Origin of the sequence: Saccharothrix sp. BKS2, from assembly GCF_047689505.1 — a bacterium.
Taxonomy (GTDB): domain Bacteria; phylum Actinomycetota; class Actinomycetes; order Mycobacteriales; family Pseudonocardiaceae; genus Actinosynnema; species Actinosynnema lopnurensis.
This window is the reverse complement of record NZ_JAUQOL010000001.1, coordinates 34,991-59,357: the sequence shown is the minus strand read 5'-3', so window position 1 is coordinate 59,357 and position 24,367 is coordinate 34,991. Positions and strand designations below refer to the sequence as shown.

Below are 24,367 nucleotides of genomic sequence, written 5' to 3'. Positions count from 1 at the left end.
GGACCCGTGTCCGGGGGTCGGTGCGGCTCGGTGCGTGGGGGTGGTGAGCCGCCGGGCTCGCGGGCTGCCGGCCCGGCGGGGAGCCGGCCCACCGGCCACGGGCCACCGCGTCGGAGGGCCGGTGGCCGGTGGCCGGTCGCCACCAGCCACCACCGGCCGGCAGCCACCACCGGCAGTTCCCAAGCCCGCGGGCTCCCGAAACCCGCGCCGGAACCAGGACGCGCAGGGGTCCGCACCCCGACCCACCCCCAGGGTGGGCCCAGACCCACCCCAGATGTGCTCCTAGGTCCATGGAACGCGCACGGCGTTCCCCATAGCGTTAGCGGCAAGGCACGAAGAGCAGTACCAACAGGAATGCGGGTGAGTGGCGATGTTTGGCGGTAGGCGGAGGGACCAGCACGGCGGGAGTGGCAGCACCCCCGCGGCCGTGCGCTTGGACTCGGTCCGCAAGACCTACGGCAAGGGTGACAGCGCGGTGGAGGCGCTGCGCGGAGTCGACATCGCGCTGGACTACGGCAGCTTCACCGCGGTCATGGGTCCCTCGGGCTCGGGCAAGAGCACGTTCCTCCAGTGCTCGGCCGGCCTCGACCAGCCGACGACCGGCGCGGTGATCCTCGACGGCGTCGACCTCACCGGCATGAACGAGGTCCAGCTGACCGAGCTGCGCCGCGAGCGCGTCGGCTTCATCTTCCAGAGCTTCAACCTGCTGCCCGCCCTCACCGTCGAGCAGAACGTCACGCTGCCGATGAAGCTGGCCGGTCGCAAGATCGACCGCAACCGCGTCGCGGACGTCATCCGCCGCGTCGGCCTGGAGCAGCGCCGCACGCACCTGCCCGGTGAGCTGTCCGGTGGCCAGCAGCAGCGCGTGGCGATCGCCCGCGCCCTGGTCTCGGAGCCCGCCGTGGTGTTCGCGGACGAGCCGACCGGCGCCCTCGACACCCGCACCGCGCTGGAGGTCCTGGACCTCATGCGCGAGTCGGTCCTGGTCAGCGGCCAGACCATCGTGATGGTGACGCACGACCCGGTGGCGGCCTCGCACGCGGACAGCGTCATCTTCCTCATCGACGGCCAGATCATCGGGCAGCTCCAGCACCCGACCGCCGAGGCCGTCGCCGAGCGGATGACGCACCTGACCGCGATGGTCGAGCGCCCGCAGCGGTCGTTCAGCCTCAGCCAGCAGGGCACGGACCGACGGGGTCGAGGGGGCAACTACTGATGTGGCAGCTCGCCCTCCGCACCCTGCGGTACCGCAAGGCCGGGTTCATCGCGACGTTCATCGCCGTGTTCCTCGGCTCGGGCCTGGTGATCGCGTGCGCCGGCCTCATGGAGACCGGCATCCGGGTCGCCGTGCCGCCGCAGCGGCTCGCCGCGGCGCCCGTCGTGGTCAGCGGGCAGCAGGCGTACCTGGTGCCCAAGGAAGACCCGAACGACACCAAGGACATGAAGACCGTGGCGCTCGCCGAGCGCCAGTGGCTCGACCCGGCGATGGCCGACGAGCTGGCCTCGATCGACGGCGTCGAGCGCGTGGTCGCCGAGACCATCGTGGCCGCGACGGTCGTGCGGGACGGCCGCCCGGTGCAGGCCGGGGCGCAGTCCCTGGGCCACGCCTGGGAATCGGCCCAGCTCGGGCCGTTCAGCCTGGTCGAGGGCAACGAGCCGACCGGGAACCGCGACGTGGTGCTGGACGCGGCCACCGCGAGCCTGGCCGGCGTCGGCGTGGGCGACCAGGTCGACGTGGTGACCCGGGGCGAGACGGACTCCTTCCGCGTCACGGGTGTCGTGTCGCCGGCGGAGCGCGACCCGCAGTCGCTGCTGTTCTTCGCCGACTCGGCGATCGGCGACCTCGGCCGGCACGGCGACCAGGTCAGCGCCTTCGGCCTGTTCCTGCGCCCCGGCGTGGACGCCGAAGCCTTCCAGGAGTCCCTGGAGGACCGGTTCGCCGGGCAGCCCTACCTGGCGCTGATCGGGGACGACCGCGGTCTCGCGGAGCACCCGGAGGCCGTCGGCGGCCGGGCGCAGCTCATCCCGCTCGCCGCGGTGTTCGGCGGCATGGCGGTGTTCATCGCGATGTTCGTCGTCTCCAGCACGCTGGGCCTGTCGATCCAGCAGCGCCTCAAGGAGATCGCGTCGCTGCGCGCCCTGGGCGCCACGCCGCGGCAGGTGCGCCGGATGATCGTCGGCGAGGCGTTCTTCGTCGCGATCGGCGCCGCGGTGCTGGGCTGCCTGCCCGGCATCGTGATCGGGCCGCTGATGTTCGAGATCATCTCCGAGGCCGGGGTCATCTCGCCGGTCGTGGAGTACCACCAGGGCTTCCTCGCCTACCTGATCGGTCCGGCGGTGGCGCTGCTGAGCGCGCTGCTGGCCGCCCGCATCACCAGCTCCCGCGCGGCCAAGGTGAACCCGGTCGAGGCGATGGCCGAGGCGTCGGTGCAGCGCAAGTGGGTCACCTTCCCGCGCGTGCTGTTCGCGGTGTTCTTCTTCCTCATCGGCATCGGCCTGTTCATCGTCACCGGCGCGTTCATGGCCGGCCCGGTGGCCTCGGCCACGGCGGGCCCGGCGGTGATGGCGTGGGCGATCGGGCTGGCGCTGATCAGCCCCGGCCTGACCAAGGTGATCGGCCGCGTGTTCGCCGCGCCGGTGCGCGCCGCCGGCGGTGTGGTCGGGTACCTGGCCAACAACAACGTGCGGCTGCGCTCGGTGCGGATGGCCGCGGCGGTCACGCCGATCATGCTCGCGGTCGGCATCGCGCTGTCGAACTTCTACCTCTCGACCACGCAGGAGGCGGCGGCGACCCGCTGGTTCGCCGAGGACCTGCGGGCCGACGCGGTGGTGTCCTCGGCCACCGGCGGCCTGGCGCCCGACGTCGTGGAGCAGGTGCGGTCGGTCCCGGGCGTGGAAGCCGCCACCCGGTACGTGACCAGCGCGGGCTGGATCGACAAGCCCTACGACGGTTCGCACGTGTCGAGCCCGTGGCCGATGCAGGGCGTGGACGGCGGGAGCGCGGCGCAGATCACCGGCATCACCCCGGTCCAGGGCGACCTGGCCGACCTGACCGGTGCGACCGCCGGGCTGCCGGTGGCGCAGGCCACCGACATGGGCGTGGGCGTCGGCGACAAGGTGACGCTGCGCCTGGGCGACCGCGAGCCGGCCGAGGTGACGGTCGTGGCGCTGTACGAGGCCAAGGAGGGCTACGAGACGATCATGGTCTCCGCCGGCCTGCTGGCCGAGCACACCACCACCGGGCTGGCGCAGCAGATCCTGGTCAAGGCCGCGCCCGGCACCTCGCCGGAGGCGCTGATGGCGGCGGTGGGCGAGCGGATGGCCGGGGTGCCCGGCGCGGTCGTCGGCGACAGCTCGGCCATCATCACCTTCGCCAAGGGCACGGAGACGCAGACCTGGGTGAACTACCTGCTGGTCGGTCTGATCACCGGGTACACCCTGATCTCGGTGGCGAACACGCTGGTGATGGCGACCGCGTCGCGCAAGCGCGAGCTGGGCGTGCAGCGGTTGATCGGGACCACGCCGCGCCAGGTGATGCAGATGCTCGCGCTGGAGGCGTCGGTGGTCGCGGCGATCGGCATCGTGCTCGGCACCGTCGCCTCGGTGGCCACGTTGATGCCCTTCAGCATCGTGGTGCTGGACCGACCACTGCCGGCGGGACCCGTGTGGATCTTCCTGGCGGTCGTGGTGGGCGCGTTCGCGCTGACCCTGGCGGCGACGTTGCTGCCGGCCCGCAAGATCCTGGCGGTGCCCTCGGCCGAGGCCGCTCGGGCGGCCGACTGATACCCCCCGAACCACCCCCTATCGGGTCCCGGAGCCTCCTCCCCCCTGGCTCCGGGACCCACCCCCCTCGAAAGAGGGCGCGCCGCCGCCGGGTCCCCCCCGGCGGCGGCGTGATTTCTTGCGGCGTGATTTCTTGCGGCGTGATTTCTTCGGGGGCCCACCCGGCCGCCCGGGATTTCCTTTTCAGCCGGTGGCGCGGCCCGACGGGGCGTTCAGGTACGCCAGGACCGCCAGCACCCGCCGGTTGTGGTCGTCGGACTGGAGGATGTCCAGCTTGGTGAAGATGTTCGTGGTGTACTTCGCGACCGCGCCCTGGCTGATCACCAGGCGCTGGGCGACCGCGGCGTTGGAGCAGCCCTCCGCCATGAGCGACAGGACCTCGCGCTCCCGCTGGGTCAGCGTCGCCAGCGGCTCGCGCCGCGCGTTGCCCGCCAGCAGCCGGGAGATCACCTGCGGGTCCATCGAGGTGCCGCCGTCCGCGACGCGGCGCACCGCGTCGATGAACTGGTCGCTGTTGAACACCCGGTCCTTGAGCAGGTAGCCGATGCCGCCCGCGCCGTCGGCCAGCAGCTCGCGGGCGTAGAGGCTCTCCACGTGCTGGGACAGCACCAGGATCGGCAGGCCCTTGACCTGGCGCCGCGCCTCCAGCGCCGCCTGGATGCCCTCGTCGGTGAACGTCGGCGGCAGCCGCACGTCCACCACGGCCACGTCCGGGCGCTCGGAGAGCAGCACGGAGAGCAGTTGCGGCCCGTTGTCCACGGCGGCCACGATCTCGAACCCGTGTGACTCCAGCAGCTGGACCAGACCTTGTCTCAGGAGGTAGAGGTCCTCGGCGAGGACGACGCGCACGGCAGCTCCAGGGTGATGGCAGTCGGTCCCCCGACTGGACTGCGAACGGCCAGCGTACCGTCGAACGTCTCGCACCTGCGGGCGATGCCCCGCAACCCGGTGCCGTGGTCGAGGTCCGCGCCGCCGCGGCCGTCGTCGGCGACGGTGATGCGCAGCAGGTCCTCGGTCAGCGTCGCGGTGATCTCGACCCGGCGGGGGTCGGCGTGCTTGGCCGCGTTGGTCAGCAGCTCCGTCACCGCGAAGTAGGCGGCCGACTCCAGCGGCGGGTAGAGCCGGCGCGGCAGGTCCACGGTCAGCTCCACGTCGAGCGGGCTCTCGAACGCCAGCGCCTCGATCGCCGCGCCCAGGCCGCGTTCGGCGAGCACGGGCGGGTGGATGCCGCGGACCAGGTTCCGCAGTTCGTCCAACGCCTTCACCGACGCCTCGCGCGCCTCGGTGAGCAGCGTGCGGGCACTGTGCACATCGGACTCCAGGTACCGGTCCGCCGCGCCGAGCTTCATGCCGATCGCCACCAGCCGGGCCTGCGCGCCGTCGTGGAGGTCGCGCTCGATGCGGCGCAGTTCGGCCTCCTGGATGTCGATGATCGCGGAGCGCGAGTCGGCGAGCTGCTTGACCCGGTCCGCCAGGCGCGAGCGCTTCGTCGGCGCCAGCAGGGAGCGGGTGAACACCGCCTGCCCGTGCACCAGGTGCGGCGCGGACCACGACCACAGCGTGCCCACCAGCAGGCCGACGAACACGGACAGCGCGGCGGTGGTGCCCCGTTCGTCCAGGGGGATGAGGCCGTTCCAGAAGGCCACGACGTCACCACCCGGGTCGGCCACCCACAGCACGGGCGGCACCACCACGCCCTGGACGGCGTAGCCCAGCATGGTCGCCGGCAGCAGGCCCGCGAGGAACCCGACCAGCGAGTTCGTCAACGCCCACAGCAGGTCGCGCCACGTGGCCGCCTCGACGAGCACCCACTGCACGCGCTGGGCGAGCCCGGCGAGCCCGCTCGTCGGCCGGGGGGTGGGCAGGTAGGGCTCCGCGGTCTCGACGCCCGCCGCGCCGGCCAGCCTGCGGCCCTGGTTCGCGGTCCAGCGCAGCACGCCGATCGCGGCCGGCACCAGCACCAGGCCGAGGCCCAGCACGGAGAAGGCCATCGAGACGACGGTGAGGATGAACGAGACCAGCGACAGCGCGGCGAGGCCGATCAGCAGCAGGCCCTGCCACGTCGCCCGCAGGGCACGGCCCAGGTGGTCGCTGATCGCGGTGCTCATCCGGCCGTGTTCCACCCTGGTGGGGATAGGGGACACCCCCATGAGACTAGAGATCACCGGGGGTGTCACCCCCTGAAGGGGTGACATGTCCGGTTCAGGGGGTACCCCTGAACCGGACATACGCAGGTAGGCGGCTCGGACACGCGCGTCGGCGGTCGGGCCGGGCGCTCGTCGGCGACTCGGCCGCACACGTGTCGGCGGCCGGGTCGCGTGCGCGTCAACGGCCGGACACGCGCGTGTCAACAGCCCGGCCGCGTGCACGCCGCACACACGTCGACGGCCCGGCCGCGTGCTCGCGACCGGGCCGTCGGGGGTGGGGATCAGGCGTCGACCCGCTCGCGCCGGCCGACCGCGATCCGGCGCGGCTGCGCCTTCTCGGCCACCGGGATGCGGAGGGTCAGCACCCCCGCCTCGTAGTCCGCCTCGATCCGGTCGCTGTCCAGGGCGTCGCCCAGGAACACCCGGCGCGAGAACACGCCCCGCGGCCGCTCGGCGACCTGCCACCGGCGCTCCTCGCCCGTCTCGGCGGCGCGCTCGGCCCGGACGGTGAGCACGTTGCGCTCCACGCTGAGGTCGATCGAGTCGGGGGAGACGCCCGGCAGGTCGAACTGCACGAAGAACTCGTCACCCCTGCGGTAGGCGTCCATCGGCACGGCCGAGGAACGCGACGGCGTGCCCTCGTCGCCGAACACCTGCTGGGTCAGCCGCTCCAACTGCCGGAACGGGTCCGTGCGCATGCCCACGGCGCTCGCCTCCTGATCTCTGCTCCCGGCGGTCCCCGCCGCCTCCTGTACTTGACAACGAGGGACTCAACTTTGTTGTTCCGCGAGCTGTGCGACCCGGGTGTGTTCTCGTTCACACGCGCGGAAGCTCAGCAGCACCCGGTAGCCCAGCAGCAGGATCACGTGCAGCAGGTACGTCCACAGCCCCAGCGCCGCCACCGCGCCCACCACCCGCAGCCCGGCGAACGGGAACGCCCAGTCCACCGGGATGGCCAGGAACAGCAGGAAGCCGTGCAGGAAACCGGTGAGCACGGCTCCCGCGACGAACCCGCCGACCACCGCCTGCGCCCGCGTCAGCGCGGACGGGCCGGTGGCCAGGAACACCAGGCAGATCGCCACCGACAGCGCGATCCAGTCGACGTGGAAGGACACCACCACGCCCCACACCGCCGACCAGCCACCCGCCCGGTACTGCGGCGCCACGTGCGGCGCCACCGCCAGGGGCGCCGCGATCAGCAGCGGTGAGACCGCGATGACCGGAAGGAACCCCAGCCGCCCCGACCAGCCGGTCTTCGCACCGGCCGGTTCGCCCGCCAGCTGCGCCAGGCCCCGGCGCAGCCCCTCCCCGTACAGGCTGGCGGGCAGCAGGGCGGAGGCCAGCGCCCACCAGGAGGCGTCCAGGGCGGCGGTCGCGAGCTGCTCCAGCGCCGGGCCGGGGCGCTGGGCCTCGGGCAGCGCGCCGGCGAGCAGGCGCGTCCCGTCGAGCACGAGGTCCGCGCCGAACAGCTCGGCCGCCCCGCGCAGCGCCAGCAGCAGCACGGGGACGACGGCCAGCGCGGCGAAGAAGGTGATGCCGGCCGCCCAGAGCGCCAGGTCGCGCCCGCGCAGCGCGGTCAGCGCGTGGCGGAGCGTCGCGCGGGTGAGTCCCATGGCCGCATACGTACCCGGCGGGTTGGCCCGCGTACCGTGACCTGGTGGACAACCTGGACGAGCCGGTCGAGGGCTGGTCCCGGCTGCACGGGCAGGACGTGTCCGGCAACCGCCTGGCGGTGGGCTGGATCAGGTTCGTGCACGCGCTCGCCCGGCGGCTGCCCGGCGCGTCCCCGGACGCGCTCTCGGTGTGCGGCGTGCTGGTGGCGGTCGCCGCGCTCGGGCCGGCCGCGCTGGGCGGGCGGTGGGCGCTGCTGTCCGCGCTGCTGGTCGTGCTCTCCGGTGTCCTCGACGGACTGGACGGCGCGGTGGCCCTGCGCACCGGCCGGGCGCGCCCGCTGGGCGCGGTGGTGGACGCGGTGGCCGACCGCCTCTCCGACGTGGCCCTGGTGGGACTGCTGGTGGTGCTGGGCGGCCCGGGGTGGCTGGGCGCGGCGGTGGGCGGGGCGCTGTTCCTGCACGAGTACGCCCGCGCCCGCGCTCAGGGCGTCGGGATGACCGGCGCGGGCGCGGTGACCGTCGCGGAACGGCCCACCCGGGTGGTGATCGTCGCGGTGGCGTGCCTGGGCGCGGGCGCGTGGCCGGCGGGCGCGCCGTGGCTCGGCTGGTCCTGGGGCGCGGTGTGCCTCGCCCTGTGGGCGGTCGTGGCCGTGGTCGGCGGCGTCCAGCTCGCGGTGGCGCTCCGGCGCGGGCTGGCCGGGCTCACGCCGGTCCGATGAGGTCGGCCGCGATGCGCGCGGACATCGCCACCAGCGGCAGGCCGCCACCGGGGTGGGCCGACCCGCCGACCAGGTAGAGGCCCGGCACGGGCGCGCGGTTGGCCGGGCGCAGCAGCGCGGCGCGCGGGCCGTTGGACGACGAGCCGTACAGCGCGCCGCCCGCCGAACCGGTGTCGCGCTCCCAGTCGGCGGGGGTGCGGACCTCACGCCACAGCAGCCGGTCGCGCACGTCGTGGCCGCGCGCGGCGAGCACGTCCAGCACGCGGTCGGCGTACCGCTCGGCCAGACCCGGGGCGGTCCAGTCGACCTGGCCCTGGCGGGGTGCGTTCACCAGCACGAACCACGCCTCGTGGCCGTCCGGCCGGACCGCCGGGTCGTCGGGGGAGCAGACGTACACCGCCGGGTCCGGCACCGGGCGCGGCGCGCGGCCGAACAGGGAGTCGAACTCGTCGTCGTAGTCGGCCGGGAACAGCACGCGGTGGTGGTGAGGGCGCGGCGACCGGCCGCGCAACGCCAGCAGCAGCACGAAACCCGACAGCGACGGCACGACCCGGCCGAGGGCGCGGCGCGGCCGGCGGGCGCGCCGGTCGGGCAGCAGGTCCCGGTAGAGGCGCGTGGCGTCCGCGTCGGACACCACGACCTCGGCGGGCACGCGGGCGCCGCCGGCCAGCCGCACCCCGGACACGCCGGAGCCCGAGGTCTCCACCACCGTCACGCGCGCGTCGAACTCGAACCGCACGCCGAGCTCTTCGCAGCGGTCGAACAACGCGTCGCCGAGCCGGCGCAGGCCGCCGCGCACGTACCAGCCGCCGTAGCGCTGCTCGACGTAGGGCACCACGGTCATCAACCCCGGCAGCCGGCGCGGGTCCGAGCCGCTGTAGGTGGCGTACCGGTCGAGCAGCACGCGCGCCCTGGGGTCGGACAGCCGCCGCCCGCCCACGGTCCGCAGCGTCCGCCAGGGCGACAGCGCCAGCAGGTCCCGCACGCTCGCCGAGCGCCGCACCAGGTCGGCCGCCCCGCCCAGCGGCCGTTGCAGCACCGGTTCGCCCACCAGGTCCCACAGGCGGGCCGCGTCCGCCATCAGCGCCGCCCACTCCCCGCCCGTGCCGGGGCTCCACGCGTCCAGCGCGGCGGGCACGGCGGCCGCGTCGTGCGGGACGTCCACTTCGGACCCGTCGGCGAAGCGGTAGTGGCAGGTGGGTTCGACCGGCACGAGGTCGACCACGTCGTCCAGCGGGCCCCCGGTGGCGGTGAACAGGTCGCGGTAGACCTGCGGCAGCGTCAGCAGGGACGGCCCGGTGTCGAAGGCGAACCCGTCGCGCCGCAGCTCGCCCAGCTTCCCGCCGTGCGTCCCGGCCTGCTCCAGCACGGTCACCCGGTGCCCGCCCGCGGCCAGCCGGGCGGCGGCGGCCAACCCGCCCATGCCCGCGCCCACGACGACGACCCCGGCCATCAGCGGCTCCCGTGCAGCGGTCGGCTCTTCCAGGTGAGGGCGCCCGCGCGGCGCGCCCGCCACGAGCGGGCCAGCAGGGTCAGCAGCGCGCCGACCGAGACCGGGTGCGCCAGCGCGTCCGGCCACGCCCGACCGCCCGTGCGGCGCGCGGCGACCACGCGACCCGCGACCGCCGCCGCGTACCCCAGCAGCCCGGCGCGCGACCCCGCCAGGGCGGCCAGCGGCGGCAGCACGAACGCCGACGCCAGCCCGGCGGCGAGCGCGACCGCCGCGACCGGGCTGCCGGTGGCCGCCCACAGCGACTTCTCGTAGCCCGCCGCGACCTCCGGCCAGCCCCGGTACATCCGGCACTCCGCGACACCGCTGCCGTCGGCCACCGCGCCGCGCCCGCCCGCGCGCTTGACCGCGCGCATCAGCGCGATGTCGTCCAGCACGGCGTCGGCGACGGCCCCGAACCCGCCGCAGCGCGCCAGCGCCGCCGCGTCGATGACGAAGAACTGGCCGTTGGCCGCGCACAGCGACTCCCGCGGCGACCGCTCGGCCAGGCGCAGCGGCAGGAACACCAGCCACGACCACTGGAGCAGCGGCTGCACCAGGCGCGTCGCGGCGTCGTCGGCCAACTGCCGGGGGAACGGCGACACCGCGTCCAGCCCCGCCGAGCGCAGCAGGTGCACGGCGGCGGCCACCGCGTGCGGCGCCAGCACCACGTCCGCGTCCACGAACACCAGCACCCGGCCGCGCGCCTCGGCGGCGAGCCGGGCGCAGGCGTGCGGCTTGCCCGGCAGGCCGGGCGGCGGCGGGTCGCCGGCGATCACCCGCACCCGGTCGCCACCGACGGCCCGGACCACGTCGGCGGTGCCGTCGGTGGACCCGTCGTCCAGCACCAGCACCTCCAGGTCCGGCACGCCCTCCTGGGCCAGCAGCGACCGCAGGGTGGGTGCGATCCGGTGGGCCTCGTCGCGGGCGGGCACCAGCAGCGACACCGGTTCCCGGCACGGCGGCGGGTCGGCGGGCGGCGTGCGCACCAGGCGGGAGTTGACCAGGGCGTGCGCCGCGCCCAGCGCGGCCACCGCCGAACCGCCCCTCACCAGCCCCCGGAACAGCCGATTCGCCCGAGGGCGCCTCACCGGTGCCCGCCCCGCCGGTGCGCCCGCCACAGCGCGACGGCGAACGGCACCGCCACCGCGCCCATCAGCACGCCCGCGACCAGCGACACCCACGGCCTGTCGAAGAACGCCGCGTGCGCCCACACCGACGAGCCGTAGGTCCACAGGTAGAGCACCGGCGCGGGCCCGGCGCGCAGGTCGGTCTCCCGGTCGGCCCGGCGGCCCAGCCGCGCGTGCAGGACCCCGGTGATCAGCAGCGCCACCAGCAGCCAGCCCGCGAAGTTCGTCAGCGGGATGCCGTCCACGCCGGGCAGCCCCGGTTCCGGGTGCGCCCACGCCCAGTGGCCCGCGTCGACCATCTGCGGGTCGAGGAAGAGGTCCCAGGACGCCAGCGCCCACCCCGCCAGCGGCACCACCGCCCAGCCCGCGCCCGGCGCCCGCCCACCCAGCGCCCGCCCGACCAGCACCGCCGGCCACGCCATCATCGTCCAGGCCATCGGCACCAGCACCGGCACGCCCAGCACCTCCGCGCCCAGGGTGCCGGTGTAGTCGTACTCCCCGAAGGGGAAGCCGGTGCGCACCCCGACCGCCTCGGCCAGCAGCCCACCGCCACCCGCGACGGCCACCAGGGCGCCCGCCACCCGCCACCCGGACCGCGACGCCGCGTCCAGGGTGGAGGCGACGCAGAACAGCACGACCGACAGCACCGTGGTCGGCAGGCGGTCGCCGGGGTCGGTCATCGAGTAGACGATCTGGGCCAGCACCACGCCCGCGCCGCAGGCCCACGCGGTGGCCGGGAGGACGCGCACGGGAACGCGGGAAGCCACACCGGTCGACATGGGGACGACCCTAAGGTCCCTCACCCGATCAGGCTGGACGAGTGCGCCGGGGGTGATGTGCCGGGGGTGGTGCGCGCCGGGCGTCCGCTCCCGCCCGGCGGCCGGCCCGCCACCGCCCACCGGCCGGCCCACCACTCGTCCAGCGGGACCCCGCCCCCGGTGCCAGGATCGGCCGCATGACCACCTCACCCCCGGTCGGGGACGGCCGCGCCGCGCCCGGCCGCGACCGGCACGCCCGCCTGCTGCCCGGACCGCCCGGCCGGCCCCGCGCGGACGGCGCGGGACCGCGCGTCGCGGTGGTCGGCGGCGGCATCGCCGGGGTGGCCGCGGCGGTCGGCCTCGCCGAGCGCGGCGCGCGCGTGGTGCTGCACGAGCGCGAGGAGCAGCTGGGCGGGCGGGTGCGCGGCTGGGAGACCGCCACGGGCGAGACGATGACGCGCGGCTTCCACGCGTTCTTCCGCCAGTACTACAACCTGCGCGCGCTGCTGCGCCGCGTCGACCCCGAGCTGGCGCTGCTGCGGCCGGTGGCCGACTACCCGCTGGTCCACGCCGACGGCACCAGGGAGAGCTTCGCCGGCCTGCCCCTGACGCCGCCGTGGAACGTGGCCGGCTTCGTGCTGCGCAGCGACACCTTCACCCTGCGGGACCTGACCCGGATGGACACCCGCGCGGCCACCGCCCTGTTCGACGTGTCGCTGCCGCGCACCTACACCGAGCTGGACACCGTGGACGCCGACGCGTTCCTGCGGGACATCCGCTTCCCCGACACCGCGCGGCACCTGGCGTTCGAGGTGTTCTCCCGCAGCTTCTTCGCCCACCCGTCGGCGCTGTCGGCCGCCGAGCTGGCGACCATGTTCCACATCTACTTCCTGGGCTCCAGCGAGGGGCTGCTGTTCGACGTGCCGCGCGACCCCTACCCGAGGACCCTCTGGGGACCGCTGCGCCGCTACCTGGAGGCGCTGGGCGCGGAGGTGCGCACGGGCAGCGCGGTCGAGCGCGTCTCGCGCCGCCCCGGTGGCCACCTCGTCGACGGCGAGGAGGTGGACGGGGTCGTGCTGGCCACCGACGTGCGCGGCCTGCGCGCCGTGGTGGCCGCCTCGCCCGACCTCGGCGACCCGGCGTGGCGGGCGCGGGTCGCGGGACTGCGCACCGCGCCGCCGTTCCTGGTGAGCAGGCTGTGGCTGGACCGGCCGGTCCAGCGCGACCGGCCGCCGTTCCTGGGCACCAGCGGGTTCGGGCTGCTGGACAACATCAGCGTGCTCGACCACTTCGAGGCGGAGGCCCGCGACTACCGCGACCGCACCGGCGGGTCCGTCGTGGAGCTGCACGCCTACGCCCTGGCCGGGGACGCGGACCGGGACGAGGTGGTCGCCGGGCTGGTGGCGGAGGCCGAGGGCGTCTACCCGGAGCTGACCGGGGCGCGGGTGGCGCAGGCGGAGCACGTGCTGGCCGACGACTGCCCGCTGTTCGCGCCGGGCTCCTTCACCGGCCGCCCCACCGTGGACACCCCGGACCCGGGGCTGGTGCTGGCGGGCGACCTGACCCGGGTCGACCTCCCGGTCGCGCTGATGGAACGCGCCGCCACCACCGGTTTCCTCGCCGCGAACGCCCTGCTGGCGCGGTGGGGCGTGCGCGGCCACGACCTGTGGACGGTGCCCAACCGGGGCCGGTCGGCCCTCCTGCGCGGCGCGGCCCGCCGGGCCAGGCCCGTCGTCCGGGTCTGACGACGCGGGACGGCCGCCCCGCGCCTGTTGAGACGAGCGGTGTTGGCATGATGACCGACCGTGGCGAGGTTTCGGGCGGGGGCCGGGCTGGCGCTGCGGCGCCTGGCGCAGTACGGCCTGGACACGCTGCTGGTCGTGGTCGCCGCCCTGTCCGTGACGATCTTCAGCCTCGCGGCGGTGGTGCTGCTGGCCGGGGTGGTGCGGTTACCGCCGCAGGCGCTGTTCGTGCCGCTCGGCGCGCTGGTGGTGACCTCGCTGCTGGGCACCCTGTGGGTCGACGTGTGGTGCCCGCACCGGCACGGCGGCACGACGCCCGCGATGCGGTGGCTGGGCCTGCGGATCACGACCCTGCGCGGCGGGCCGCCGACCCTGCGGGCCTACCTGCTGCGCTGGCTGCTGCTCCAGGTCGACACCCTGTTCCTGGGGCTGGTGGGCGTCGTGCTCATCCTGGTCACGCCGCGCCACCAGCGGCTGGGTGACCTCGTGGCCCGCACGGTCGTCGTGCGCGCCCGGAAGGCCGCCGAGGACGCCGAGGCCGCCGAGGTCACCGAGGGCGAAGCCGCCGAGGACAGGACCCCCGCCGACAGGACCCCCGCCGGGGAGGTCACCTGAGCAGTCGCCGCTCCCACGCCCACACGGCGATCTCGGTGCGGTTGCGGGCCCCCAGCTTCCCCTGCACGCTCGCCAGGTGCGTCTTGACCGTGGACAGCGAGACGCCCAGGTCGGTCGCGATCTCCGCGTTGGTCCGCCCGCGCGCCGCGCCCAGCACCACGTCCAGCTCCCGCGAGGTCAGCGGCAGGTCCGGATCGTGGCGGGGCCGCCCGCCGGCCCGCGCGCCACCGGTGAAGTGGGCGAGCAGCCGCACGGTCACCGAGGGGGACACCATCGCCTCGCCCTTGGCCGCCGCGTGCACCGCCTCCACCAGCAGCCGCGGCCCGGCGTCCTTGAGCAGGAACCCGCAGGCGCCGGCGAGCAGCGCCGCGTAGACGTTCTCGTCGATGTCGTAGGTGGTGACCACCACCACCCGCAGCGGGTCGTCCACCCCCGGCCCGGCCAGCAGCTCGGTGGCGCGGATGCCGTCCAACCGGGGCATCCTGACGTCCATCAGGGTCACGTCCGGCCGCAGCTTCCGGGCCAGCCGGACCGCGGACTCGCCGTCGGCCGCCTCCGCGATCACCTCGATGCCCGGGTCGGCGTCGAGGATGAGCCGGAAGCCGGTGCGCACCAGCGTCTGGTCGTCGGCGATGAGCACCCGCGTGGCCACCTCAGACCCCCTTCGGGAGGTGGCCGAAGGGGGAGTCCTCGGGGCCGAGGGGGAGCCGGGCGGTGACGCGCCAGCGGTCGCCCGACTCGGGACCGGCGTGCAGGCTGCCGCCGAGCGCGGTCACCCGCTCCGCCATGCCGATCACGCCGTACCCGCTGCCGGACCGGTCGGCGGGCTGCGCGGGCACCCGGTCGTTGCGGACCTCCAGCACCAGGTCGTCGCCGTCGGTGAACGCGCTGACCCGGACGTCGGTGGCGCCCGGCGCGTGCCGCCGCACGTTGGTCAGCGCCTCCAGCACCACCCGGTGCACCGTGCCGGCCAGCTGCGGCGGGACCGGCATGGCCTCCAACTCCTCCGACATGTCCACGGTGGACCTCCCGTCCGCCGCGGCGCGCACGGCCTCCCCGAACCCCGTGCCGGGCGGCGGCGGCGCGTGCTCGCGGCTGCGCAGCATCCCCACCAGCCGCCGCGTCGCGGTCAGCGCCTCCACGCCCGCCTCCTCGATCTCCCGGTACACCTCGACCGGGTCGTGCCCGGCCGGGTGCTCGGCCACGACCCGCGCCGCCTGCGCCCGCACCACGATGCCGCTGACGTGGTGGGCGACCAGGTCGTGCAGCTCGCGCGCCAGTTGCAGGCGCTCGTCGGTGCGCACCCGGTCCAGCGCGACCACGTGGCGCCGGTCGGCGTCCCGCAGCACCAGCCCCACGGCCAGCGCCGCGCCCCACAGCACGGCCGCGGGCACGCCCAGCAGCGCCTCGGTCGAGTCGAGCCCGAAGCGGACCAGGGGAGCGGCGACCATGGCCGCGCCCAGCGCCGCCGTGAGCGCGGCCGCCCGGACCGGCGGCAGCCGCCGGCACCCCGCGCCGACCAGCAGCGCCGCCGCGCACACCTCCGCGGTCGGCGGCCCCTCGGCCAACGCGCCCCCGCCGGCCGCCACCAGCGCCGTGCCCACCAGCGACAGCGCCGCCACCGCGACCCCCAACCCGAGCACGTGCCGGGGGAACCGCCGCCGCAGCACCGCCAGGACCGCCGCCGCCGACCCGGAGGGCGACGCGAACGAGCCCACCACCGTCGCGAGCGTGCCCGGCGGACCGGGCGACCGCACCTGCCACACCAGGTCCACCGCGACGGCCGCGACCAGGACGGCGAGCTCGGTGACGAGCACGCCGCGCCTGGCCTGCGGTCCGGTCGAGGTCATCCGCGGATCATCCAACCCGGCCCGGCCGGCCGGCTAGCGGGCCCGCCGGAAGTGCGCGGAGGAGGAGGGGAGGTAGGACAGCACCAGGGCGAGCACCGCGACGGCGGCGCTGGCGTACCCGACCCAGGTGTTGCCGTCGCCGGTGACCACCGCGGCCACCTGGAGCGCGGTGAAGACGGTCAGCGTCACCCGCGCCCAGTTGCGCCCGGCCTTGAGCTTGAACGACAGCCAGAGGTAGACGAGCGCGATGAGCACGGCCGTGCCGAGCACCGTGGCCTGCCCCAGGGTGACCGCCGAGCCCACCTGGTCCTCGGTGAACCCCGGGTTGGACCGGCGCACCGCGTCGGCCAGCTCCGCCTCCATGCCCAGCACGACCAGGCCGCCGGCCAGCGCGGAGACCGCGGAGACCAGGAAGCCGAAGAACGCGGCGACGAGCGTGGCCGGGGGAGCCGTGGTGTCCTGTGTCGTAGTCATGAGCGGAACGTAGGACGCTCCGGGGGGTGGGTGCACCCCATCGGGCAGCGTTCTCGTACTTTCGGCCGAGGTCGCCGTTTAACCCTCTCCACGCAGGGTAAATCACCTTCACCCGTGCGCGCGCGTTTTGGCACGGCAGGCCCGCTCCGGCGGGCCGGGGCCGGGGTGTGCGGAACCGTTGAGCAAACCAGCGTCCGCGCACCCCGGCCCTCCCCGGCCCCGCTCCACCGGTCCTGCCCGCGGCGGCGAACGGCCCGTGCGCTACTGTCCTGAGCCGCGACGGGCGTGTTCAGCAGCGCAGCATCCCGACGGACCACTCCCGTCGTCCCGGTCGGTCGCGGCCGGGACGCGGTGGACCACCTCCGGGGGGATGCACCGAATGACACACGACGTACTGGCGCTCGCCGGCGCGCTGGCCGAGATGGCCCGGCTCAACGACGACGAGGCGTACGAGGCGACCGCCCGCCACTTCCTGGACCACCTGGTCGCCTCCGTACCGGGGTGCGACCTCGCCTTCATCTCGGTCGGCCGCGAGGACGGGGGGTTCGAGGTCGTCGCGACCACCGGCGAGCCCCCGGTGAGCCAGGCCGACCCCGCCACGGACGGCGGCCCGCTGCTCGACGTGCTGCGCTACCGCGAGCCGCGGCGGATCGAGGACACCCGCGACGACGACCGGTGGCCGCTGTTCACCGCCCGCCTCGCGCTCCGGGAGTTCCGCGGCTGCCTGGTCCTGCCGGTGCCCTCGCAGCGCCCGCCCCACGCCGCGGTGACGCTGCTCAGCCGCGAGCCGCACCTGTTCGACGACCACGCCTACGACATCATCCTGCTGATCACCCTGCACGCCGGGGTGGCGTTCGACAACGCCCAGCTCTTCCACGACAGCCGCCGCCTGGTGGAGAACCTGACCACGGCCCTGGGCACCCGGCACACCATCGGCCTCGCGCAGGGGCTGCTGATGCGCCACTTCTCCTGCGACACCGACGGCGGGTTCGCCCTGCTCCGCCGCGCCTCCCAGCACGGCAACAGCAAGCTGCGCGACATCGCCGCCGACCTGGTGGCCGCGCACGAGCGGGGCAGCTTCCGCGAGGCGCTGATCGGCCACCGCATCGGCCGGGACCTCTCCTAGCCGGCGCTACCGCGGCGTGATGGTGACCGGTACCCGCACCGGCGTGGCGAGCAGCGCGCCCGCCGTCACCGTGCCGGTGATCGCGCCGCTCACCGCCGCGGGCCCGGCCAGCACCCGCAGCACGAAGGTCACCGACTCGCCGGGCGCGAGCGCCCGCTCGGCCGTGCACGTCACCGTGCCGCGGCTCGACGGGCACCCCACCCGCGCCTGCCCGGCCGCGCCGTCGAGCGCCACCAGCCGCCTGCCCAGCAGCGACTGGCCGGGCCCGACCACGCGCACGTCGTCGGGCAGGACCAGGGCGAGCACCGGCGGCGGCAGCGGGACCAGGCCCGTGTTGTGCACGACCACCGGCAGCTCGGTGGGCGGCCCGCCGGTGTCGGTGGCGAACGCGGTCGGCACGATCGGCGTCAGCTCGCCGCCGACCTGCTCGACCGGGGTGGTGGTGGTCGTGTCCGCCGTGGTGGTCGCGACCGTCGCGGGACCGGTGGTCGAGGAGGTGGTGGCGCCGGTCGTGGTGGGTGCGGTCGTGGTGGTGGGGCCGGGGGAGGGCGTCTGCTCCGGTGCGGGCGCGGTGGAACCGGCGACCCGGGTAGGGGTCGGCGTCGAGCCGGCCGTGGGCACGATCGCCTGCCGGGTGGTGTTCGTCCCGGCCAGCACCGCGACCAGGACGGCGGTGGCCGCGGCCGCCGCGCCGAGCCACTGCGCGGGCGACGTCGCGCTGCCGGACCCGGGGCCACCCGCGCCGGAGCCGCCCCCGCCGCCTGTTCCGGGGCCGTTACCGCTGCCTGTCCCGGAGCCGCCCCCGCCGCCTGCCCCCGGGTCGCCTGCTCCGCTGCCTGTTCCAGGACCGCCTGTTCCGGAGCCGCCGCCGGTCGCGCCGCTCACCGCCGCGGCGCCCGACACCGCCGCGGCCTGCCCGCTCCCCGCCGTCGCCAGGTAACCGGCCGCGCCGGCCCCCAGCACCAGCGGTGCGACCACCGCGCGCAGCGCGCCGCTGACGTCGGTCAGCTCGGCGGCCAGCGAGCGGCAGTCCAGGCACTCGTCCAGGTGGGACTCGACCTGCGCGGTCTCCCGCGCGGACAGCCCGCGCCGCGTCCACGCGCCCAACCGCGAGACCGCGGCGCGGCAGCGCCCACCGGGGTCCTGCACGACGTGCGCCTGCACGTACGCCTTCCGCAGCCCCTCCCGGGCCCGGTAGGCGATCGCGGCCACGCCGTTGGTGGTCAACCCGAGCAGCGGCGCGACGTCGGTGTGCGACTGCCCCTCGACCTCGGTGTGCCACAGCACCACCCGCCACCGCTCCGGCAGGCTGGCGAACGCCCGCGCGGCCAGCGACCGCTCCAGCTCGGCCACCGCAGTGTCGTGGAACGGTTGGCTGACCGCGCGCTCCACCCCCGAGACGGCCTCCAGGTCGCCGGCCAGCTCAACCCGGCGCTCGTGCCGGGTCCGGTCGTACGCGGTGTGCCGCAGCGTGGTGAGCAGGTAGGGCCGGAACGCCTCGTCGGGCCCGCGCCCGCCCCGCAGGACCAGCAGGACCTTCGCGAAGGCGTCCGAGACGAGGTCGTCGGCCTCCACTGGCGAGCGCGACAGCTGCCGGGCCAGGTTGCGCGCGGCCTGCACGTGGCGCGAGTACAGCTGCCCGTAGGACCGCACCGCGCCGCCGCGCACCGCCGCGATCAGCTCGGCGTCCGAGGCGGACGCGGCGGCTGGAGCGCCCGGGGCATCGGGTAAGCCGGGAGCGGACGGAGCGTCGGGTAAGTCCGGCACACCGGGAGCGTGTGGAGCGGACGGAGCGTCGGGTAAGTCCGGCACACCGGGAGCGTGTGGAGCGGACGGAGCGTCGGGTAAGTCCGGCACACCGGGAGCGTGCGGAGCGCCCAGCGCGCGGTCGAGTTCCGCGCGCAGGGCCGTCGGGCCAACGGCCCGCCACCCGGCCACGTCGCGCTCGTCGGGCTCCCCGAGCACCGATCGCCCCCTCTCGACGCGGCGGGTGGTGAGTTCTCCGCGGAAACCCTATACAGGGTCCGGGAGTCCCACCGCACGAGACTCGGATCACGTGTCAGGAGCGCGCGCCGGACCGCCGTTCCGCGGGCCGGACCACGACGCCGCCGTAGACCGCGGTGTGCACGACCGCGATCCACACCAGCGCGAGCAGCAGGCTGCCCAGCACGTCGGTCGGGTGGTGGAGACCGGTGTAGAGCCGCTGCACCGCGACGACCGCGGGCACCGCCGCGGCGAGCACCACGGCCGGCACCCGCCACCACCCCCGCACCGCCCGCCGGACCAGCAGCACCACGGCGGCCCCGAGGACCAGGGACGCCGCGACGTGCCCGGAGGGGAACGCGGAGGTGGGCGGGACGTCGCTGGGGATCCGGGACGCGGGCCGGGCCCGGTCGATGATCGACGAGGTGATCAGGAACAGCGCCACCTCGCCGACGAGGCCGAGGACGACCAGCAGGACGGGACGCCAGTCGCGGGTCGCGGCGAGGGCGAGCACGCACACCACGACCGCGGCGGTGATCACCGGCCCGGTCCCGGTGGCGTCGCCCAGCGGCACCAGGACCGCGTCCCACGCCGGGGTCCGGCGCTCGGCGAACCACTCGACCACGGCGCGGTCCCACGCGGGCGGCACGTCCTCGCCCGCGGCGGTGAGCCACGAGCCCAGGGCGAACAGCGCGCCCAGCAGCAGGCCCCACGCCACCAGCAGCCGCGCCGCGGCGCGCCAGGCCCCGCCCGGCACGTGCGCCCGCTCCGGCGCGGGTTCGAGGTCGTCGGCCGCCTCGGGCACCAGGCCGTGCGACACGGGCACGTCCGGCATCCCGCGGTCGCGCCGCCACTGGCGGAACACCTCGGTGGTCAGCGCCAGCCACAGCAGGCCCAGCAACCAGCCGCCGAGCACGTCGGTCGCGTAGTGCACGCCCAGCGCCACCCGCGTCGCGCCGACCGCGACGACGACCGCGACCACCAGCCAGGTCAGCGCCGCCCGGCCGCGCGGCACGGAGGCGAAGACCAGCAGCAGCACGCCGTAGGTGACGGTGGAGCCCAGCGTGTGCCCGCTCGGGAAGCTCGGTCCCGCCGCGTCGGCCACCTCGACCTCGACCAGCGGGCGCAGCCGCCCGACGAGCTCCTTGACCACCACGCCGAGCAGCCCGCCGCCCGCCGCGGTGACGACCACGTGCACCGCGACCCAGGGGCGCCGGCGCAGGAGCAGCCACGCCGTGGCCAGCCCCGCCACGCCGATCAGGGTGGTGGTGTCGCCCAGGGTGGTGATCCCGCGCAGCACGGCCACCGCGGTCTCCGAGCCGGCGACCCAGCGGTTGAAGGAGGTCGAGATCGCCTGGTCGGCGGCGCGCACCGGGGCCCAGTCCGCCCAGACCACGGCCAGCACCACGAAGAAGGCCGCGCCCGCCGCGCTCGCGGCGATCAAGGACACCGCGCTGCGCACCGCGAACTTCTCCGCGGTGACCACCGTCCGCCGGTCCGCTCCACTGATCGTCACGACGTGTGTGGTGCCCAAACCGGCCGGCGCGCAATCCCGTCCGAGATCAACTACCCCGGTCGGCGCGGCCGGGAGTGCGCCGAACGCACCAGCGCCGCCGGGACCCGGCTCAACGCAGGGTCGGCACCTCGCCGTTGCCGACCCGGGCGACCTCGACGCCGCGCCACCCCGTCGTCCACCGGGCGACCAGGTCGGCCAGCACCGCCGCGCCCACGGGTCGCCGGCCGAGGCCGATCGCGAACCGCGTCGCGCCCGCGTCGCGCCCGACCGGCCGGGGCCACGCGTGGACGTCCGGCGACCCCGCCGCCCCCAGCGCGGCCGTCAGCGCGAGCACCCGCCCCCGCACCGGGCCGACCAGCCGGCGCGGCACCGTCACCAGCGCCCACGCGGCGTGCGCCCGGTGCGCGTCCGGTGGCGCGGTCAGCCCGTCGCCGCCGGACTCGACGATCTCCCACGCCCGGTACAGCTCGGCCGTGAGCAGGTCGCGGAACCCGGGACTCACCTGCCCGGTGCACGAGCGCACGGGCGCGGTCGGCGTCAGGACCGCGACGGGCGCGCCGGTCGGCTCCGGCGTGCCGGTCAGGGCGACCGGGTCGTGCCAGTCCCACGCCGCCCACGTCGCGAAGAACCCGGCGGGCAGGTCCGGCCCGCGCCACCCGGCCACCGTCCGCGCGGCGAGCACGGACCAGCCCAGGCCCGGCACGCCGCCGAACGGCGCCGAGTCCAGCCCGCGCGCCCGCGCCCACGCCTTCACCTCGCGGGCCAGCCGCGCGAAGGCGTCGACGCGGTCGCCGCCGGCGGCGAGCACCGCCTCGGCGTCGGTCACCGCACCGAGCACCACCTCCCGGTCCGCGCCACCGGCGGCCACGGCCACGTCCACGCCGAGCCCGTCCACCTCCAGCCGCAGCCCCGGCGCCCGTGCGCCGACCACCGGCCGCACCGAGGTCGCGCCCGGCAGCGCCGCGACCACCCGTGCGACCACCTCCGCCGGGTCGGGCGCGACCGCCACCAGGTCCAGGTCGGCGTCGGGCAGGGCGCACCCCGTCCTGCGCGAGCCGACCACGCGCACGTCGTCCAGCGCGGCCGACAGCGCGGCGGCGACCCGCCCGGCCACCGCGTCCAGCGACGGTCCCGGCGGGGTCGGCGGCTCCGGGAACCAGGTCACCTCGCCGGTGCCCAGGGCGACCGCCGCGCGGGGCGGCATCGGCCCGTCGCCGCGCCGCGACAGCACCACGAGCCGGTCCACCCGGTCCGACCACGCGCCGATCGACCCGGCCGCCGGCCGGGACCGGCCCACGGTCAGGTGCGGGGTGAAGCCCTCGCGGGTCGCGCACGCGGGGAAGCGCCGCCGCACCGCGTCGTGCAGCGCCGCCCACGGCCCGGCGCCGTCAGCGGCGGGGTCGAGCCACACCACGTCGGGCCGGAACTCCCGCACCCCGGCCACCCGCACCGGGAAGGCGGGCACCTCCGCGACCGCGCCGGCCAGCAGCGGCACGGCGCGGTCGAAGTCGGACTCCGGCACGAACCCGAAGAGCACCGTCACGTGCGGCGGCCACCGGTCGGCGCGGTGGTCGTGCTCCCGGCGCACCCGCACCACGTCCTCGCCCGCCGCGGGCAGCCACACCACCGCGGTGCGCGGTGTCGGTGCGGTGTCGGGGATGTGGGTGGGTGTCTGGGTTGGTGCCGAGTGGGTCAGCCCGGCCTCGGGGACGTCGGCGGGCGCCTGGCGCGGCGCCAGCCGGGCCAGCACGCCGTAGTGGTCGGAGGCGAACAGCCCCGCCGCGGTGGGCGTGGTGCCGCGCAGTTCCGCGCCCGCGCACCGCACCTGGCCCCGCAGCAGGACCCGGTCGAGCCGGGCGGCCCGCCCGGTCAGGGAGGACACGGCGGCCAGCGGGTTGGCGCCGGGGTCGAACGTCGGCGGCGCGTCGTCGCGCGCCTCCAGCCAGGCGTCGCGCATCCCGAGCGCGGTGGCCGGCCGCCGGCCGCCGTCGTTGAGATCGCCGGCCAGGACCACGTCGCCGGGCACGCCGGCCAGGGCCTCGGCGACGCGGGCCGGCTGCGCCCGCCGCTTCGCCGCGCCGTTCGCGGTGTGGTCGCTGGTGAGGTGGGTGGCGGCGACGACGAGCGGACCCGAGGCGGTCTCGACCACGACCGCGGCGACGGCCTTGTGCGGGCCCAGCGGGAACCGCCCGGACTCCCGCACCGGCAGCCGGCTCAGCACCACCAGGCCGGTGCGGTCCACGTCCGGCCCGGTCGGGTCGACGTCCACCGCGTAGCCGTCGCGCACCCACGGCTGGGCGAGCAGCACCGCGAGCAGGTCCGGTTCGACCTCCTGGAGCGCGATGACGTCCGCGTCGGCGGTCGCCAGCTCGGCCGACAGCAGCGGCCGGCGGCCCGCCGTGTCGATGCGGTCGGCGTCGTAGCGGTCCCACAGCACGTTCCAGGTCAGCACGCGGACCTCGGTCGAGGTGGCGGCGCGGCGCGGGCGCGCGGGCACGGCTTCCGGCCGGCGTGGGACGCGGTCCCGGCCGGCGGCGTCCCGAGGGCGCGCGGGCACCCACCCGGCCACCGGGTCCCAGGCGTGCGGGGTGCTCGCGGTGAACACCGGCGGGCGCAGCAGGCGCGGCACGCGCACCCGCCCGGCCGCCGTCTCCCCGACGCGGTCCAGCCCGGCGGCCCGGTCCCACACCAGCTCGCCGTCGGCCTCCACGAACAGCACCCGGTGCCAGGGCACCTCGCCGCCGGGCGCGAACGCGGGCAGCGGCACCCGCTCCGGCGCCGCGCCGCGCTGCCCGACGCCGAGCACGAACAGGGCCGGGTCGAGCCGCGGGTCCCAGCGGACCTGGTGGTAGACCTGCTCGCTGGTGCGCATCACGGTTCCCCGTCGTCGGTGTCGTCCACGGTGCCGGCCGCGCCGACGTACCAGGTGCGGTGGGCCTGCCACGGGTACGGCGGGCTGAACCGGCGCGCCCGGTCGGCGAGGACCGCGGGCGGCACCGGGCGCGCCCTGGACCCGTTGCGCCGGGCGGCTTCGCGCTCGTCGACCAGCAGCACCGCGTGCGTCACCAGCGCGTCGTGCCGCCGGGCGACCGCGTGGACCGCGGCCCCCCGGTGGTCCGACAGCGAGGTGGCGTCCCACACGACGGTCCGGTGCTCCCGCAGCGCGGCGCCGAGCCGGTCGAGCCCGGCGCGCAGCACCCGGCCGTTGTCCCGCTGGTCGGCCCGGTCGCCCGCCTCCTCGCGCAGGTCGTCCAGCGACACGCGGGCGCCCACGTCGGGCAGCCCGGCGGCGAACGTCGTCTTGCCGCTGCCCGCGCCGCCCACCAGGTGCACCAGGACCGGGAAGTCGCCGGACCGCCACCGCCACGTCGCGGCGACCGCCTCGGCCACGTCCAGCACCCGCCCGGCGCGCAGGCTCGCGT

20 protein-coding genes are annotated in these 24,367 nt (G+C 76.2%); 6 read left to right on the top strand and 14 right to left on the bottom strand.

Going from position 1 to position 24,367, the window contains the following annotated elements; all coding sequences use genetic code 11:
• Positions 1 to 370 precede the first annotated feature (370 nt).
• Positions 371 to 1,216, top strand: a complete 846-nt coding sequence (locus tag Q5530_RS00205) for an ABC transporter ATP-binding protein (RefSeq protein WP_415360440.1) — start codon at positions 371 to 373, stop codon at positions 1,214 to 1,216.
• Entirely contained in the window at positions 1,216 to 3,783 is a 2,568-nt protein-coding gene (locus Q5530_RS00200; RefSeq protein ID WP_415359840.1) for an FtsX-like permease family protein, read from the top strand. Before Q5530_RS00205 ends, Q5530_RS00200 begins: the two co-directional genes overlap by 1 nt.
• A 183-nt stretch (positions 3,784 to 3,966) precedes the next feature.
• On the opposite strand, the gene Q5530_RS00195 is transcribed toward Q5530_RS00200, so the two are convergent.
• From Q5530_RS00195 to Q5530_RS00180, 4 genes are all read right to left on the bottom strand, one after another.
• Complete coding sequence (locus Q5530_RS00195) at positions 3,967 to 4,632, bottom strand: response regulator (RefSeq protein WP_380643577.1); 666 nt, start codon at positions 4,630 to 4,632, stop codon at positions 3,967 to 3,969.
• Entirely contained in the window at positions 4,596 to 5,891 is a 1,296-nt protein-coding gene (locus Q5530_RS00190; RefSeq protein WP_415359839.1) for a sensor histidine kinase, read from the bottom strand. Before Q5530_RS00190 ends, Q5530_RS00195 begins: the two co-directional genes overlap by 37 nt.
• A 320-nt stretch (positions 5,892 to 6,211) precedes the next feature.
• Complete coding sequence (locus tag Q5530_RS00185; RefSeq protein ID WP_415359838.1) at positions 6,212 to 6,634, bottom strand: Hsp20/alpha crystallin family protein; 423 nt, start codon at positions 6,632 to 6,634, stop codon at positions 6,212 to 6,214.
• A gap of 66 nt (positions 6,635 to 6,700) precedes the next feature.
• Complete coding sequence (locus tag Q5530_RS00180; protein ID WP_415359836.1) at positions 6,701 to 7,543, bottom strand: YhjD/YihY/BrkB family envelope integrity protein; 843 nt, start codon at positions 7,541 to 7,543, stop codon at positions 6,701 to 6,703.
• Between the two features lie 44 nt (positions 7,544 to 7,587).
• On the opposite strand from Q5530_RS00180, the gene Q5530_RS00175 reads away from it, so the two are divergent.
• Complete coding sequence (locus Q5530_RS00175; protein ID WP_415359834.1) at positions 7,588 to 8,262, top strand: CDP-alcohol phosphatidyltransferase family protein; 675 nt, start codon at positions 7,588 to 7,590, stop codon at positions 8,260 to 8,262.
• On the opposite strand, the gene Q5530_RS00170 is transcribed toward Q5530_RS00175, so the two are convergent.
• The 3 genes from Q5530_RS00170 to Q5530_RS00160 are packed head-to-tail and all read right to left on the bottom strand — an operon-like array spanning position 8,246 to position 11,660.
• The gene (locus tag Q5530_RS00170) at positions 8,246 to 9,715 is read right to left on the bottom strand and encodes a phytoene desaturase family protein (RefSeq protein WP_415359832.1); all 1,470 of its coding nucleotides are present in this window, start codon (positions 9,713 to 9,715) and stop codon (positions 8,246 to 8,248) included. The genes Q5530_RS00175 and Q5530_RS00170 overlap by 17 nt on opposite strands.
• Positions 9,715 to 10,803: a glycosyltransferase gene (locus tag Q5530_RS00165; protein ID WP_415359830.1), complete on the bottom strand. Its 1,089-nt coding sequence runs from the start codon at positions 10,801 to 10,803 to the stop codon at positions 9,715 to 9,717. Before Q5530_RS00165 ends, Q5530_RS00170 begins: the two co-directional genes overlap by 1 nt.
• A gap of 35 nt (positions 10,804 to 10,838) precedes the next feature.
• Positions 10,839 to 11,660, bottom strand: a complete 822-nt coding sequence (locus Q5530_RS00160) for a carotenoid biosynthesis protein (RefSeq protein ID WP_415359829.1) — start codon at positions 11,658 to 11,660, stop codon at positions 10,839 to 10,841.
• 176 nt (positions 11,661 to 11,836) lie between these two features.
• Between Q5530_RS00160 and Q5530_RS00155 the strand changes: the two genes are divergently transcribed.
• Complete coding sequence (locus Q5530_RS00155) at positions 11,837 to 13,384, top strand: FAD-dependent oxidoreductase (protein ID WP_415359828.1); 1,548 nt, start codon at positions 11,837 to 11,839, stop codon at positions 13,382 to 13,384.
• Positions 13,385 to 13,444: 60 nt separating this feature from the next.
• Positions 13,445 to 13,996, top strand: a complete 552-nt coding sequence (locus Q5530_RS00150; RefSeq protein ID WP_415359827.1) for an RDD family protein — start codon at positions 13,445 to 13,447, stop codon at positions 13,994 to 13,996.
• On the opposite strand, the gene Q5530_RS00145 is transcribed toward Q5530_RS00150, so the two are convergent.
• Genes Q5530_RS00145 through Q5530_RS00135 form a run of 3 tightly spaced genes read right to left on the bottom strand, consistent with a single transcriptional unit; the run spans position 13,989 to position 16,320 of the window.
• Positions 13,989 to 14,648 carry a response regulator gene (locus Q5530_RS00145; protein WP_415359826.1) on the bottom strand — a complete coding sequence of 220 codons (660 nt, stop codon included), beginning with the start codon at positions 14,646 to 14,648 and terminating at the stop codon, positions 13,989 to 13,991. The genes Q5530_RS00150 and Q5530_RS00145 overlap by 8 nt on opposite strands.
• Position 14,649: 1 nt before the next feature.
• The gene (locus tag Q5530_RS00140) at positions 14,650 to 15,846 is read right to left on the bottom strand and encodes a sensor histidine kinase (protein ID WP_415359825.1); all 1,197 of its coding nucleotides are present in this window, start codon (positions 15,844 to 15,846) and stop codon (positions 14,650 to 14,652) included.
• A gap of 33 nt (positions 15,847 to 15,879) precedes the next feature.
• Positions 15,880 to 16,320 (bottom strand): hypothetical protein, encoded by a 441-nt coding sequence (locus Q5530_RS00135; protein WP_415359823.1) that lies wholly within the window; start codon positions 16,318 to 16,320, stop codon positions 15,880 to 15,882.
• 379 nt (positions 16,321 to 16,699) lie between these two features.
• On the opposite strand from Q5530_RS00135, the gene Q5530_RS00130 reads away from it, so the two are divergent.
• Positions 16,700 to 17,446, top strand: a complete 747-nt coding sequence (locus Q5530_RS00130; protein ID WP_380638933.1) for a GAF and ANTAR domain-containing protein — start codon at positions 16,700 to 16,702, stop codon at positions 17,444 to 17,446.
• Positions 17,447 to 17,452: 6 nt separating this feature from the next.
• On the opposite strand, the gene Q5530_RS00125 is transcribed toward Q5530_RS00130, so the two are convergent.
• The 4 genes from Q5530_RS00125 to Q5530_RS00110 form a co-directional block, all read right to left on the bottom strand.
• Positions 17,453 to 19,213, bottom strand: coding sequence for a sigma-70 family RNA polymerase sigma factor (locus tag Q5530_RS00125; RefSeq protein WP_415359822.1), 1,761 nt, complete (start codon positions 19,211 to 19,213; stop codon positions 17,453 to 17,455).
• A gap of 292 nt (positions 19,214 to 19,505) precedes the next feature.
• Positions 19,506 to 20,945: a phosphatase PAP2 family protein gene (locus Q5530_RS00120; RefSeq protein WP_415359820.1), complete on the bottom strand. Its 1,440-nt coding sequence runs from the start codon at positions 20,943 to 20,945 to the stop codon at positions 19,506 to 19,508.
• Between the two features lie 109 nt (positions 20,946 to 21,054).
• A complete protein-coding gene (locus Q5530_RS00115; protein WP_415360439.1) occupies positions 21,055 to 23,817 on the bottom strand; it encodes an RNA repair domain-containing protein in 2,763 nt (920 codons plus the stop codon).
• Positions 23,817 to 24,335 (bottom strand): AAA family ATPase, encoded by a 519-nt coding sequence (locus tag Q5530_RS00110; RefSeq protein ID WP_415360438.1) that lies wholly within the window; start codon positions 24,333 to 24,335, stop codon positions 23,817 to 23,819. Before Q5530_RS00110 ends, Q5530_RS00115 begins: the two co-directional genes overlap by 1 nt.
• Positions 24,336 to 24,367 lie beyond the last annotated feature (32 nt).

Bases quoted from the DNA above. Each gene is read 5' to 3' on its own strand.
- Q5530_RS00205 (WP_415360440.1), top strand. From the start codon at position 371: ATGTTTGGCGGTAGGCGGAGGGACCAGCACGGCGGGAGTGGCAGCACC.
- Q5530_RS00200 (WP_415359840.1), top strand. From the start codon at position 1,216: ATGTGGCAGCTCGCCCTCCGCACCCTGCGGTACCGCAAGGCCGGGTTC.
- Q5530_RS00190 (WP_415359839.1), bottom strand. From the start codon at position 5,891: ATGAGCACCGCGATCAGCGACCACCTGGGCCGTGCCCTGCGGGCGACG.
- Q5530_RS00180 (WP_415359836.1), bottom strand. From the start codon at position 7,543: ATGGGACTCACCCGCGCGACGCTCCGCCACGCGCTGACCGCGCTGCGC.
- Q5530_RS00170 (WP_415359832.1), bottom strand. From the start codon at position 9,715: ATGGCCGGGGTCGTCGTCGTGGGCGCGGGCATGGGCGGGTTGGCCGCC.
- Q5530_RS00160 (WP_415359829.1), bottom strand. From the start codon at position 11,660: ATGTCGACCGGTGTGGCTTCCCGCGTTCCCGTGCGCGTCCTCCCGGCC.
- Q5530_RS00155 (WP_415359828.1), top strand. From the start codon at position 11,837: ATGACCACCTCACCCCCGGTCGGGGACGGCCGCGCCGCGCCCGGCCGC.
- Q5530_RS00140 (WP_415359825.1), bottom strand. From the start codon at position 15,846: ATGACCTCGACCGGACCGCAGGCCAGGCGCGGCGTGCTCGTCACCGAG.
- Q5530_RS00135 (WP_415359823.1), bottom strand. From the start codon at position 16,320: ATGACTACGACACAGGACACCACGGCTCCCCCGGCCACGCTCGTCGCC.
- Q5530_RS00130 (WP_380638933.1), top strand. From the start codon at position 16,700: ATGACACACGACGTACTGGCGCTCGCCGGCGCGCTGGCCGAGATGGCC.
- Q5530_RS00115 (WP_415360439.1), bottom strand. From the start codon at position 23,817: ATGCGCACCAGCGAGCAGGTCTACCACCAGGTCCGCTGGGACCCGCGG.